Source organism: Gimesia fumaroli (assembly GCF_007754425.1).
Lineage (GTDB): Bacteria > Planctomycetota > Planctomycetia > Planctomycetales > Planctomycetaceae > Gimesia > Gimesia fumaroli.
Genome location: NZ_CP037452.1, coordinates 3,746,427 through 3,759,849 on the forward strand (window position 1 = coordinate 3,746,427; position 13,423 = coordinate 3,759,849).

Annotated in this window: 10 protein-coding genes; 4 read left to right on the forward strand and 6 right to left on the reverse strand. The window is 51.1% G+C overall.

All coding sequences use genetic code 11. The annotated features are described in order from the left end of the window. Positions 1-71 precede the first annotated feature (71 nt). From Enr17x_RS14360 to Enr17x_RS14370, 3 genes are all read right to left on the reverse strand, one after another. A complete protein-coding gene (locus Enr17x_RS14360) occupies positions 72-1,439 on the reverse strand; it encodes a PQQ-binding-like beta-propeller repeat protein (RefSeq protein WP_145309828.1) in 1,368 nt (455 codons plus the stop codon). A gap of 131 nt (positions 1,440-1,570) precedes the next feature. Next, entirely contained in the window at positions 1,571-3,583 is a 2,013-nt protein-coding gene (asnB, locus tag Enr17x_RS14365; protein WP_145309830.1) for an asparagine synthase (glutamine-hydrolyzing), read from the reverse strand. Positions 3,584-3,649: 66 nt separating this feature from the next. Beyond that, positions 3,650-4,765, reverse strand: coding sequence for a glycosyltransferase (locus Enr17x_RS14370; RefSeq protein ID WP_232101053.1), 1,116 nt, complete (start codon positions 4,763-4,765; stop codon positions 3,650-3,652). 140 nt (positions 4,766-4,905) lie between these two features. Between Enr17x_RS14370 and Enr17x_RS14375 the strand changes: the two genes are divergently transcribed. The 3 genes from Enr17x_RS14375 to Enr17x_RS14385 all read left to right on the forward strand — a co-directional run bounded on the left by Enr17x_RS14375 (position 4,906) and on the right by Enr17x_RS14385 (position 7,374). Further along, positions 4,906-5,445, forward strand: coding sequence for a macro domain-containing protein (locus Enr17x_RS14375; protein WP_145309834.1), 540 nt, complete (start codon positions 4,906-4,908; stop codon positions 5,443-5,445). A 4-nt stretch (positions 5,446-5,449) separates the two neighbouring features. After that, positions 5,450-6,325: an alpha/beta fold hydrolase gene (locus Enr17x_RS14380; protein ID WP_145309836.1), complete on the forward strand. Its 876-nt coding sequence runs from the start codon at positions 5,450-5,452 to the stop codon at positions 6,323-6,325. 98 nt (positions 6,326-6,423) lie between these two features. Next, positions 6,424-7,374 carry a YdjY domain-containing protein gene (locus tag Enr17x_RS14385; RefSeq protein WP_145309838.1) on the forward strand — a complete coding sequence of 317 codons (951 nt, stop codon included), beginning with the start codon at positions 6,424-6,426 and terminating at the stop codon, positions 7,372-7,374. Positions 7,375-7,378: 4 nt separating this feature from the next. On the opposite strand, the gene Enr17x_RS14390 is transcribed toward Enr17x_RS14385, so the two are convergent. Continuing rightward, positions 7,379-8,329 (reverse strand): sugar phosphate isomerase/epimerase family protein, encoded by a 951-nt coding sequence (locus Enr17x_RS14390; protein WP_145309840.1) that lies wholly within the window; start codon positions 8,327-8,329, stop codon positions 7,379-7,381. A gap of 681 nt (positions 8,330-9,010) precedes the next feature. Here Enr17x_RS14390 and Enr17x_RS14395 point away from each other — a divergent pair. Next, positions 9,011-10,000 (forward strand): DUF1571 domain-containing protein, encoded by a 990-nt coding sequence (locus Enr17x_RS14395; RefSeq protein ID WP_198001156.1) that lies wholly within the window; start codon positions 9,011-9,013, stop codon positions 9,998-10,000. A 53-nt stretch (positions 10,001-10,053) separates the two neighbouring features. Here Enr17x_RS14395 and hemQ read toward each other — a convergent pair whose 3' ends face one another. Together hemQ and Enr17x_RS14405 are read right to left on the reverse strand one after the other, a co-directional pair. After that, entirely contained in the window at positions 10,054-10,896 is an 843-nt protein-coding gene (gene hemQ, locus Enr17x_RS14400; RefSeq protein ID WP_232101054.1) for a hydrogen peroxide-dependent heme synthase, read from the reverse strand. A 153-nt stretch (positions 10,897-11,049) separates the two neighbouring features. Further along, positions 11,050-13,158 carry an alpha/beta hydrolase family protein gene (locus Enr17x_RS14405; protein ID WP_145309844.1) on the reverse strand — a complete coding sequence of 703 codons (2,109 nt, stop codon included), beginning with the start codon at positions 13,156-13,158 and terminating at the stop codon, positions 11,050-11,052. Positions 13,159-13,423: the final 265 nt, after the last annotated feature.

Here is a 13,423-nt window from a genome sequence, read left to right on the forward strand (position 1 = left end):
TTAAACCGGAGACACGCTAAGCGGTATTTTATCGACTTGGCAAAGAACTTTACAGGTCAGCCTGTTTGCTTTTATGGGGATTCACCAATCGCTTTGTCGACTGGCAGTTCATAAGCGACTAATCTGGTATTGCTGCGTGCATAAATGCGGGTTTCCGCATATGCCGGATGTGCCCAGGTCTCGCTGATCAGATTGGTGCGGGTTAGTTCTTTGTAGCCTTCAGGAGTTAATTCGGCCAGAATCAGATCTCCCTCGGAATTGAGGATTAGAGCCCGCGCTGACTGATTGAGCCAGACGAGCGTTGCCTGTGGATTTCTGCTGTTTCCAGGGGTCATTTTGTTGTCATCATCCCAGATCTTTTTTCCGGTGGCGTATTCAAAGCAGGTCAGACCGAATTGTTTGTCCAGCAGATAAGCATAGCCATCGCGGTAGAGTGGTTGGGACATCAGTCCGCGTAGCGTGCGGCGGTCTTCCCATTTCAGTTCAGCCTGTTCGGGTTGTTTGCCGAGCTGAATGGCTTTGGAACCTTCCCAGTAACCGGCGACAAAGATCAGCCCCTCTTTTTCAATCGGACTGGCAATCGCCACACCGTAGGTGACCTTATAGGGGATCGACCAGAGATGTTTCCCGGTTTGCGGGACAACACTGTGGACATGATTGGGAGACCAGACGATGAGTTGATCGTGACCCTGATGGTGAATTAAGAGTGGTGTTGCGTAACCGGCACTATCTTTAATCGAACGCCAGCGTTCCTCACCTGTTGTTCGATCGAGGGCGATGATCGCGGTCCCCTGCTCTTTGCCGCCGGGCATCAGGATGACGAGTTCGCCTATGAGATATGGGGCGGCCGCGTAACCCCATTGCGGGACTTTGCCGCCGAAGTCTTTGACAAGCTGTTTGTGCCAGACGACCTTGCCTGTCTTTGCGGAAAGGCAGAAGGCATCACCCATTGTTCCCAGCGTAAAGACAAAATCATCCCGCACTGTGGGAGCGGCCCGCGGTCCATTGCCGTAATCGAGCTTATTGTAATCACAGGGATAATCATGGACCCAAAGTTGTTTTCCGGTGATCGCATCGAGACAGAGAACGCGTTCCACTGGTTTGCGTTTGACCCGATGGCTGTGTATTCCCGCGGCCTTTTTCTGTTCCTCATTCGAGGCCGCCGGCCGATCCATGACAAAGAGTCGGCGTTTGGCAACCGTAATTCCGCCATAGCCGCCGCCGATTTCCTGCTCCCAGATTTTTTTCAAACCCGCTTCGGGCCACTCTGTTTTGATCGGGGGACCATTCCAGGTTCCATCGCCGCGCGGGCCGCGCCATTGCGGCCATTCCTCGTATTGGGTGTTGTATTTCTTTGTGTCCTGATCTGGTTCTCCAGCCAGGAGAACTGCAGGAGCGAAGAACAACATCAGTGTCAGCAGGCGGAGAATGGAAGGCATTGTCAACTCATCTTGGCGGGCTATCAGGCGGGTTATGATCCTGGGAAATCAACTAATCAACATCAGTCGATATTTTCGCCGATGGAGAGAGAAAGCTCAAGTATGAATTGCCGGGAATGGTCGTCACCCGTTTATGTGAGTACGGTTTCGGGGAAATGATCGGGAATGGATGCCGGATCGAGGAAGGTCTGGAACCACATTTCCAAAACGAGGAGTGACCAGAGGCGGGCGCTGTGATCCCATTGCAATTTCAGATGCTCGCTGATGAGTTGTTCGACGGCAGCGGGATTAAAAATCTGTCGATCCCGGGCACGCTGGCTCATGAGTACATCAAACAACAGCGGTTTGAGTTCATTGCGGAACCAATGATTGAGAGGCACGCCGAAGCCCATTTTTTTGCGCGTCTGAATTGATTCGGGGAGCAGATCGGAAAAGGTGTCCGTAAGAATTTGTTTGCCTCGGCCTTTATGCATTTTGAGATTGAGGGGCATGGCTGCGGCGAGTTCTGCGACATGATGGTCGAGAAACGGGCTGCGGCATTCGAGGCTGTGAGCCATGCTGGCGATGTCGACTTTCGTCAGAATATCACAGGGCAGATACGTCAGGACATCGGTGGCTGTGGTGCGGGTGACAAAATCACGATCGGGACAGAGCTGATAGGCGTCCAGCAGAAACTGATCGGCGTCGAATGTATTTAACTGTTCCCGGAATTCGGGCGCATACATTTCGTGCCGACGTTCGGTGTCAAAAATGCCGACCCATTTCAGATAGCGTCGTTCCGGGGGAACAGCGAGACCCGCGAGAAAACGTTTGACGCGGCGGCGGAATGATTTTTGTTCGACCGACGCCGGAAGTTTTTGCCAGATGGAAGCCGTCATCATTTTTCTCATCACGGTCGGCAGGCGATCGAACCACTGGGAGAGTGCGACCGCGCGATAGCGATCGTAGCCGGCGAAGAGTTCGTCGCCGCCGTCTCCTGATAGTGAGACGGTCACTTCCTGCCGCGTAACCTGGGAGAGGTACATTGTGGGAATGGCGCTGCTGTCGGCGAAGGGTTCGTCGTAATGCCAGGCAAGTCGCGGCAGCATTTCCAGCGCCTCAGGTTCCACGACATATTCGTGATGGTCGGTTCCCAGCATCTTGGCGGCTTCCCGCGCGTAGCTGCGTTCATCGAATTGTTTCACGGGGAAGCCGATTGAAAACGTATGCACGGGGCGATCAGACATACTCTGCATGAGGCCGGCGATGATCGTGGAATCGATGCCGCCAGAAAGAAAGGCGCCTAACGGGACATCGCTGCGCATGCGAATTTTGACGGACTCAGTGAGTGTTTCGCGGAGTGCGTCTGACCATTGCTGGGATGTTTTGAATGGAAACTGCGGGTTGGAAGCCGGGTGCTCGTACGGCGGCTTCCAGTAGCGTTCGACAGTAAGTTTCCCCTCTTCATAAATGGCGAGGTGCGCTGGCGGGAGTTTCTGATATCCTTTCAGAATGGACCAGGGATGTGGCACATATTGATAGGCGAGAAACAGATCGATGGCATGCGGATCGACGGTTCTGCCGGCGTCCGGGAGTTGCAGTAATGATTTCAATTCACTGGCGAAACTGAGCGAGTCGGCTGTTTCGCGATAGAAAAGGGGTTTCTGTCCGATACGGTCGCGTGCCAGAAACAGTCGCTGGCGGCGTTCGTCCCAGATGGCAAACGCGAACATGCCGCGTAGACGTTCTACGCACGCGGCACCCTGCTCTTCATAGAGATGCACGATGACTTCGGTATCAGATTCGGTTTTGAATTGGTGCCCCTGCTGGATGAGCTCCTTACGTAATTCCTGGTAGTTGTAAATTTCGCCGTTGAAGGCGATCCAGACGGAGCCGTCTTCGTTGGACAACGGTTGGTGACCGGTTCCCAGGTCGATGATGGAAAGCCGACGATGTCCGAGTGCCGCACCAATGTCGGATACGGGCTGGAAATCGGCGGTGGTATTTGGATCGTTCAGCAGAAAGGATTTGCCGGGCATGTCCGAGTGGTAACCGCCGGAATCATCGGGGCCTCGATGTGACAGCACATCAGTCATGCGCCGCAGTATACGAGGCGAAATGTTTTTCTCCCGCGCGGTCCACGCGATTCCGGTAATTCCACACATGAAACAGGTTCTATCTCTGATCGAAGATTCTGATTGAAGTTTCTGGGCAGCAGAAAGCGGCTTAGATTATTTGAGCACTTCATGATAAAGGGTGGCGTACCCTTTTACCATTTTATCGACACTGAATTCCTCTTGCATTCGTTTTTGTGCCGCAGTTCCCAGTTGTTTTGCCAGTTCCGGGTCGGCCAGGATGCGCTCTGTATATTGCGCAAAGCCGGTGCAATCGCCGACGGACGTCAAAAATCCGGTTTCACCGTGGATCACCAGTTCACGGTTGGGCGGTATGTCGCTGGCAACGACGGGGATTCCGTACGACATCGCTTCCATGATACTGTTCGACTGCCCCTCGAAATCACTGGCGAGTAGAAACAGCTCGAAGAGGGGAAAGAGTTTATTGACATCGGGCCGATGACCGAGAAAGCGGACATTGGGGGTGATAGTATATTGCCGCGTTAGTTCTTCGAGTTTGGCCCGTTCGGGACCGTCGCCGACGAGGAGCAGAATAATATTTTCATCCATCTGCCGGACCAGTTGTAAGGCCCAGAGCAGGTCTTCGATCCGCTTCTGTCTGGCGAGACGTCCCACAAAGGCGATCAGCCTTGCATTTTCGGGAATATCGTGTTCCTGGAATAATTGATTTCGCGTGGCTTCACAAACACTGGTGTCGGGAATGGGAATGCCGTTACAGACGACGCGGAGAATGGAATTGGGAACACCTTTCTCGCGATAAAAATCAACGACTCCCTGCGAATTGCCGACGAGGAGTGAAGTCTGAGGCAGTAAACGGCGGTCGACATTGTGCTGCCAGTTACTTTTCCAGGAGTCGACGCAGCGTTCGGACACGATCACTTTGGGGATTTTCTGTGAAGCAGCCAGTCGTTTGACGGCCATTCTGCCATAGGAATTCGCAGCGAACAGCCAGGTATGTAGAATATCAGGCTGTTGTTTCTGTAACGTTTTCTTCAGCGCGCGGTAGGCGAGTGGATCAAATTTGAAACGCTTATTCAGGATCGTGACCGGAATATTGTGTTCTTTAAGCAGGTTTTCATAAGGGCCACCCCGTGTGAGTGCGATGACCTGTACTTCAAATTCATCACGGGGTAACGAGGTGGCTAGCAAGGCAAGCTGTTTTTCTGCGCCGGACTGGTCCAGTGTCGGAATGAGAAGGCTGACTTTTATCACGGTAGAATAATTCGCAATCGTTGCTGGGAAATGTAGTGAGTTCGCTCTTTGAACAAAGTCTATCGTATTTTATACTGCGAGAAACAGGCCAATGTCTGGTTCTGAGTGGTTGAATTTTTCATATCATAGATCGAAAACCGATGATCGTACAGTTTGGATCCGGGCGGATTGAGCTGGTTCTGGGAGATATTACCCGTCAAGAAGTGGATGCAATCGTTAATGCAGCCAATTCAATGCTGGCGGTCGGCGGAGGCGTGGACGGTGCGATTCATGATGCCGGCGGCCCCGCAGTTCTGGAAGAGCTAGAGCGGCGTTATCCGGATGGATGTCCCACGGGAAGTGCCGTTGAGACCTCTGCGGGGAATATGGCGGCCCAGTATGTCTTTCACGCCGTCGGGCCTATCTGGCAAGGGGGTGGCAAAAAAGAACGTGAACAGTTGCAGTCAGCTTACGAAACGTGCCTCGCATTGGCGGAAAAACATCAGTGCCGCAGTCTGGCTTTCCCTTCGATCAGTACGGGAGTCTATCGTTATCCGGTAGATCTGGCGGCGGAGGTGGCGCTGCGCACGGTGGCGTTGAAACTGGAATCATCCACCCCGCTGGAACTGGTCCGGTTTGTGTTGTTCGATCAGGGGACGTTTGGTTGTTATGCCCGTGTGTTAGAAACGATGCTGGTTTGAATTCATGAGCGAACCCGCGATTGAGGAATTTGTGGCGTCTGATAACTATCTTCTGCAGGGACGCGTCTGGTCACCTGTCGAGGAGCCGCTGCGAGCAACGCTGGTTGTGCTGCACGGGATTCAAAGTCATTCCGGCTGGTATGACTATTCCTGCGGTCAACTTTGCGATGCGGGATATCGCGTCTGTTTTTTTGACCGCCGTGGTTCGGGGCTGAATCAGAATCAGCGCGGGCATGTTGTGCACTGGCGACGTCTCGTGCAGGATGTGGTGCAGTTACTGACGCGCATTCGCTATCAGCAGAAACTTTCGCAGCAACCGCGTCCGATTATTTTGCAGGCCATGAGCTGGGGAGGCAAGCTGGCTGTGATTATCGCGGCACAACGACCTGACCTGATTGATGGTTTGGCACTGCTGTACCCTGGTATTAAAGCAAAGGTCAAGCCGACCCCTATTCAGAAGTTTCAATTGAAACTGGCGGCGCAATTGGGGATTAAACAAAAACGGGTTGAGATTCCGTTAAATGATCCTGCGTTATTTACGGGCGAAGCCGCATATCAGGACTTTATTAGAACGGATTCGTTGGCATTACGCGATGTGACGGTTTCGTTTCTGCAGGCGAACCGGGCGTTGGACCGAATGGTCGACGAGGCAGTTGGTCAGATTTCCTGTCCGACGTTGTTCCAGTTGGCGGGGCGGGATCAAATTATTGATAATGCGGCGACGGAGGCCTGTTTCAAGCGGATTGCCGCCGATCAAAAACAGCTGATTCACTATCCCGAAGCGCGTCATACGCTCGAATTTGAGCCAAATCGGGAGCAGATCGTGATCGATTACGTTGACTGGTTAGCTGATTTGAACTCTTCCCGTCCGATCTCATAAAACTTATTGAATCAGGGCAGACTTTTAAATCGAAGTACCTAAAATAACAGTATAGAACAGATGGGCTTTCCAGACCCTTAATGACATGGGACAAATTTATGAATCGGCAAACTTTCTCTCTCTTATCACTCTTCACTTTGACTGTCGTGTTACTGGCAGGGCAAGTGCTTTCTGCCGTGGATCCGGTCAAACCGAAGTCAGAAACAACAGAGAAAACCAGTACTGATTCCAAAACGGAAACCAAAAAAAGTGACGAAGGCCTGGTCCCTTTGAACAAACAAAAGACCGTGCTGCTGGATCTGGAAGGCAAGCGGCTGCTGTTAAAGACAAAGGTCTGTCTACAGGAAGGCGTGCTGGAGATGCTCTGTTGTAAAAAGCAGACCAAAGAGCACGAATCGATTCTTTCCATTGACTCACCGGCGAAAGCCATTCATGCCGGCTTACTGGCGATTGGGGCGAAAGTCGGTTCGCCAGTTCGGTTTTCACCAAAGTTTCAGCCACCTCAGGGACAAAAACTGAATATCTACCTGCAGTGGAAGGATAAAGAGGGAAAGTTACACCGCGAGCCAGCCCAGAGTTGGGTACGTACGGCGACAAACCGGTATTTTTCTGCCAAGTTAGAGAAGCTGCCGGAAGGAGTAGTGATCGATAAAAAGAGCGAGCTCCGGTATGACGAGAAATACAAGGAACTGATCTGGTTCGGCCAGATGACGAAAAAAGAGCGGGATGACTTTCTGTCAATGACGCGCGATGCTGAGTTTCGGGACGCAATCAATAAATTCTATAAAGAGACTCAGCCTCGTCTGATGAAGGCAGACTGGATCTTTGCCGGCAGTGGTTTTTCAGTCGACGAAATGACGGGTGAGAAATATTATCATGCCGAAAGTGGCGACCTGATTTGTGTCGCGAATTTTCCGACCGCAATCATTGACGTCAATATTGCGAGTTCCGCGTCAGGGGAAGGAAACCTGCTGTTTGAAGCCAATCAGGACAAGATTCCTCCCCGTGGAACGCCAGTGACGATTGAAATTTCGCTCGCGAAAAAATAGTCGCTTAATTGATTAACGCGAATGCTTTCTTCATCGCGGTCGATGTCGCAGCTACTGCCTGGTCTGCGGGCAGCTTTCTCAGAGCCGCATTGAAGGGTTCCGCCCGAACGGGACCATCATAGCCGATGCTGTTGAGCGTGTTTAAAAATGTGTCGAGGTTAATCACGCCGGTCGCCATAGGCAGTTCCCGTTTCTGATCGATCTGTTCGTCGATTTCCAGTCTCGCAGGTGCGTCGTTCAAATCGACGGCAACGATATCGTCATTGGTGAGCGTGAGTAAATCATCTTTGGTCTCATGAGCGGTGTACCAGTGCCAGCTGTCGAGTATCAGTCCGACACCTTTCACATCGATTGCGGCGATCAGCTCTTTCGTTTCCGGCATGGTGTGAATGAAGGGAAATTTTTTGCTCGACCAGAGTGTTTTTGGGCCGACATATTCCATACCAAAACGCAGGCCGTGATCGGCGAGGATCCGTGTGACTTCTTTCAGCCGACGTGCATGTCGCTTAAAATTGGCGTTATAAGTGAGCTCGGCATGGGTGGGCATCAGCCAGGTTCCGGTGCGTGTGACACCCGCCCGTTGCAATGCGGCTGAAGACGCGGGAAGTGCTTTGAGCCCCTGTTGAAATTTCGATTCGTCATTCCGAAAATCAACAGGCATACCAGCGGCACTGAAAACCAGGTTTTTCGATTTCATGTCGGCTTTGAGGTCGGCCAACTCATTGTCAGAGAGTTTTCCCAGATATCCGGCATCGGGGACCACTGCTTCGAAGCCGTATTTGTGTGCGTAATCTATGGCCTGTTTTTGATCGGCGCGGACGCCGATTCGTCCACAGGAGAGATCCAATTTCATTTTTCTTTGTGAGGAGGCCCCCGCGGAGGCAAATTGTGTCAGTGCGCCGCTGAACAGGGCAGCACTGGAGTATTGGAGGAAGGAGCGCCGATCGAAAGCCATTTTGCTGCCCTTTTCTGTTGGAAGAATGGTCATTTTACGCAGTTTCAAATCAAAGGTGACCGATGTTTTCACGCCTCGTTCTGAAGGTATTCATCTTAAGTAATTATAGAAAAGTGGCTTAGAAAAAGAAAACCAAGACGGGAGATCTCTCGTCTGGAGTGGATTTCCGGGGAGACATCTCATTGAAGACTGGGAAAATTACGATCTGGCAAAATAGGTTGAGAATGCGGGTTTGATCTAATCTGAACCCGGATCGAAATGAGAAGTGATCTGATTAAAAGCTGGCATCAGATTCTCTCATTTCGGGCTAATGGAAATGACGAATTTTTAGTCATAGCTACCCTGAATTTTTCACAATACCTATTCAACAGTGAGGTTGAATTAGAAAAACGTATTGGATTGATCAATAAAACTCAGTGAGCCAATTGTTCTCCGTGTTTGAAAAAGGTGGGAACGTTCGATCGCCGATCGTTCCGTTTCAGATAGATGAGAGCAAATTAATTATATGGAAACAAACATCCGTCAGACGCACCAAGGGATTTTCGTGTGCTGGCCACATCATATCACCACGACGGGCAAGCCCGGTTTACGTCTTTTCACGGATGAATGGATTCTGTTATCAGGATTCACTTCAGACAAGACGGTGCCTTGCATTTTCTTATCGAAAAGGAACGGTACCGCATGATGCGCATGCTAAAAATTAGATCACAACACCATTTTTCAAATATGCTGGCGTCCGCGATCTTTTCCGCAGCCATCGGGATTCTGTATTTCAGTTATGACCCCTCTCCTGCCGACGCCGACCCCAATGATATGGCAATTGTTGCGACAAAGCCGGTTCCCATTCCGGTCATCGCCTATAAGCCGACGGAATTGTCGCAGCCTAAGCCCGGTGACAAAGCGAATTCCGCAACGTCACAAACGCCTCAGCAGAACGGTACCTTAACTGGCCGAATGGCATTGTTGATGAATATGTTGCTGCTGGAAAAAGGTTGCCGTTATCTAGAGACCGTTCCCGATTACACCGCAACGTTTTCAAAGCAGGAATATGTCGGCGGTTCATTAACAGAAAATCAGGTGATCAACTTCAAATGTCGCCACAAACCCTTCAGCGTGTATATGAAATGGGTTGTCGGCGATAAAGGCCAGGAACTGTTATATGTCGATGGGCAGAACGAAGAAAAGATGCTGGTGAAAATGGGAGGGCTGAAAGGTCGCTTGATGCCAACCTTGAAACTGGACCCTCACGGCTCACTGGCCATGCAGGAGTCTCGCTATCCGATCACCAAGGCTGGCATTAAAGCGCTGGCGGAAACAATCATCGATTTTCGCAAAAAGGATCTCGATGAAAATCTCAATACCGAATGTGTGATGCTGCCGAATCAGAAGTTTGACGGCAAAGACTGCTACTGTTTCATTGCCCATTTCGCGAACGCCAAAGAGTCACCATCCTATCGTAAGTCAGTGATCTATATCGATCACAAAACCTGTCTGCCGATTTTTGTTCGCGGCTTTGGCTGGCCAGAAGATGGTCTGGCCAGTGCCTCGGCCGAAGAACTGGATGAGAAAACTCTGATTGAATCCTACTCTTTCACTGATATCAATCTGAAATCAGAACTGGCAACAACGGAATTCAGTGACAAGAACACCGATTACCGCTTTCGCCGCTAAGCGATCGCGTTTTTAATAAATTGAATGAGCAAAAAATCGCCCTTCTCGAACGATCAGAGTTTGAGATGGGCGATTGCTTCTTGTGGGGACATGATATAGCTCAAATAGAACGGTCCGAATTCCGCATACTTGGCCGACGCTTTATCAAATCGCATGGTGTAAACGATTTCTTTGATCGGCTCTGGTGCCCTGCCCCATAAGGTGACGCCCCATTCCCAGTCATCAAAGCCCGTTGAAGCGGTGATCACCTGGACGACGCGACCGGCGAACTTCATGCCGCTCAAACCGTGCTCGGCCATCATGCTGTATCGATTGCTGAACTGCTCCATATACCAGTTCGCACCCGGGACGCGTGATTTATTCATCGGGTAGAACGTACAGACGGGAAAGTCCGGGAATTCCGGGTAGATCCGCTGTTGATTCATCGCAGGCAGACGCCCTTCGTAGGCTTTGAGTTTGGCTTGAAACGCGGGGCTTTCCGGATCGGTGCCTTCCTGCTTCAATTTGGCGGCATACTGATCCAGAGTCGGCACGTACTCAGAAATTTCGGTAATCGAAACAAACGAATAAGTGGGAATGAGTGCGGGGCCAAGGCCGCAAGAGCGGATGGCCTGTTGAATGCTGTCGATCTTGATCGGATCAGTGTCCATGATCAACACCTGCAGATCGGCTTTATGGCCGGAAACAATGGACGTCTGGATGCGAATGGGGGCGTTATCGTGCTCTGGATCAAGAATAGCAGCAAGTTCTTCGCGGCCGGCGGCACGTGTGCTTTGGTCGATTTGATTCAGGATTCCCTGATCAACGCGGTAGTACAAATGCAGGCAGTGCCAGCCTTCGGTCATGTTGGGAGTCGGATCAGGTTGAGGCGCAGAAGTATGTGGAGGACGGTTCACGTCGGGTCACCTTGTTCAATAATAAAGGAAAGTCGTATATCGCAGACGGCCCCGGTAGACTGACCGGGAACCTGCTTTGATTATAGCTGAACGACGAGAATGAGCAAACGCTGGAGCAGAAGCCGATGTCGGCTCGTTTGTGGATTCGGTTGATTACTTCCTGATCTGGAGTTGTTTTTCGTCCCAACCCATCTTCTGGCCGACTTGTGACGTATAGGCCCAGTCTTTGGGGTTCGCTTGATTCAATTTCACCCGTGACCGGCTGGCAGCCATCGCGAGTGCCTGCGGCAGATCCAGGAAACGGAGAACATTCAACAATGCGGGACCATTCTGATGAGACGCCGGCATGCCGGTCAGGTCGAGTTCGCTGATGTTCTTTTCAAACAGAGAAGCATACAGACAGACTGCGGCTGCCTGGCCGGTACCCGTCAGCCTCAGATCTGATTTTGAAAATTCCGGTTGGGCCTGCAGTTCCTGAATCGCCCGGCGGACGTCCCAGATTTGCATGCCTTCTAATGATTGACCAAGCAGATAAAAACGTCGTCGGATTTGGGTCTGCTTGCGCTCAGCCGGGTTCCAGGCATCCAGTCCCACGCCACGGGGAGTGAAATAAGCGATGGCTGTCTGGTTTTCCAGTACGTTTTTACGGAGTTCCTGAAACAGTTTCTCGCCTTGGGCAGAAAGCGGCGTTGTAGATTCCATTCCGGGAAACACAGACGCTAATTCTTTCAGCCAGGTGTCCCATTCTGATTGATTCAAGACGGCTAATTCAACCTGCTGGGGCATTTTGGTGGTTTCGGGCATCACGACAAACAGTTTCAAGGGAACATGTTTCTGACTGTCAAACGAAATGGTTTGCAGCGTGAGGCCGTCTCTGGTTGCCGTTTCTATTTTTGTTTTGGTTTTCGAATCGTTTTTCTTAAGCCAGCCTCGGAACGATTTCTTCATTAGCTGATCTTTCCATTGTTCCCGCATCTGATGCCACTGGGCGGAATCTTCGGGGACTTTGGCTTTCGCCTGTTTGACGAAGGTTTCCTGGATTTTGGCGTTTTTCTGGTCTTCCGGCAGCGTTTTGAAGACTTTGAGTTCTTCTGGCGTGTGGAACTTCGTCGCTGCCATCTCGATCAATGAATCGTCGCCTTTAAGGAAGTGGTTGAACCAGCGGAAGGCATGGATTCGCAGTTCCTGCGTATCTTTGTGCGGCCCTTCTGTGATCTGCAGGCCCAGATTTTCCGGCACGCCATACAGTTCGTATATTTTCATTGTTTTATTATACACGTCGACCACGCCATCCAGCGGAAAGATGCTGTCTTTGTCGGTATTGGAAATCAAAAGCGGCCTTGGTGCAACGAGTGCAGCGACCTGGGCGTAATCCCACTGGTAGGTGTTAACCATAAACATACAATCGCAGTGCCCTTCTACGGCTCCGTCGATCACATGATTTTTAAGATTGGTAATGCCGGCAACCGGGACGGCGGCTTTGATACGTTCGTCGAGCGCGGCAATCCACCAGCTGTAAGCACCGCCACCCGAGCGACCGGTGACACCCAGTTTGCCTCCATCCACTTCAGGACGGGACTGCAGATAATCCAACGCTCGAATGCAGTTCCAGGCTTCCACGCCGGCCGGTGTGTAACCGCGTGAAAGCCACCACCACATTCCTTCGCGGTAGGTACCATGATGCAGGCCTTCGATTTCGCCCAGTTGCAATGTATCAATCGTGAGACAGACATAACCGTTGCGTGCGAACCATTCTCCGTGATGCTGGTAGTGCACCTTGTTGCCGTAGATGATGCCGTTTTTCTTGACCCCGCCGTGACCGCAAACATACAGAATTGCGGGGACTTTCCCTTCTTGCTTGAGCGGACGGTACAAGTTTCCGGTCACATACAGACCGGGACGTGACTGAAACGTGATGTTTTCGACAATGAAGCCGTCGCTGGTGAGGCTGTTGGTGATCTCTGGTTTTAAATCGGTTTTCGGTGGGAGTGGCGAAAGCCCCAGCATTTCGAAGAGCTGTTTGCGATATTGAACTCGTTTCTGTTCCCACGTCTTAAGATCTTTAATGTTCTTCAGACTGCGATTGGCCAGTCGCATGGTGTGGTGATGGAAATAGTCAGACAGACGCTCATCTGCTGCTGTCGTGCCAATGACCTTGCGGCGGTCCTGAACAGGATTTGCTGCTTGAGAGCCGCCTGTTTGAATCAAGAGTGCGATTAATGTTAGAGCGAGAACTAATATTTGGTGGGGTTTCTGAGTCATCGTTAATCCTGTTGTATTTGGCCCTGTTGGATTTGGTGGTGGGATACTGAGGAGAGTCGTTCATTAACAATGCTAATTATTGTACCAGTGCCCGAGACTGTTGTCAGCAATCAGGACGGTTTTCTCTCAATTCGCAGTTCATCTGTAAGTAGTGAATCGCAGAATTCAGGCGAGAATGTTGCTATTTTTGAAGAATTCAAGGCGGCCAGGCGAACCCCGATTGTGAGAAGTTCGTCAATCAGGGAACTCGTATCTTTTTCAGCGG

Coding starts and splice junctions, on each gene's coding strand:
- asnB (WP_145309830.1), bottom strand. CDS start 3,583: ATGTGTGGAATTACCGGAATCGCGTGGACCGCGCGGGAGAAAAACATT.
- Enr17x_RS14405 (WP_145309844.1), bottom strand. CDS start 13,158: ATGACTCAGAAACCCCACCAAATATTAGTTCTCGCTCTAACATTAATC.
- Enr17x_RS14375 (WP_145309834.1), top strand. CDS start 4,906: ATGATCGTACAGTTTGGATCCGGGCGGATTGAGCTGGTTCTGGGAGAT.
- Enr17x_RS14395 (WP_198001156.1), top strand. CDS start 9,011: ATGATGCGCATGCTAAAAATTAGATCACAACACCATTTTTCAAATATG.
- Enr17x_RS14360 (WP_145309828.1), bottom strand. CDS start 1,439: ATGCCTTCCATTCTCCGCCTGCTGACACTGATGTTGTTCTTCGCTCCT.
- Enr17x_RS14385 (WP_145309838.1), top strand. CDS start 6,424: ATGAATCGGCAAACTTTCTCTCTCTTATCACTCTTCACTTTGACTGTC.
- Enr17x_RS14380 (WP_145309836.1), top strand. CDS start 5,450: ATGAGCGAACCCGCGATTGAGGAATTTGTGGCGTCTGATAACTATCTT.
- Enr17x_RS14390 (WP_145309840.1), bottom strand. CDS start 8,329: ATGGCTTTCGATCGGCGCTCCTTCCTCCAATACTCCAGTGCTGCCCTG.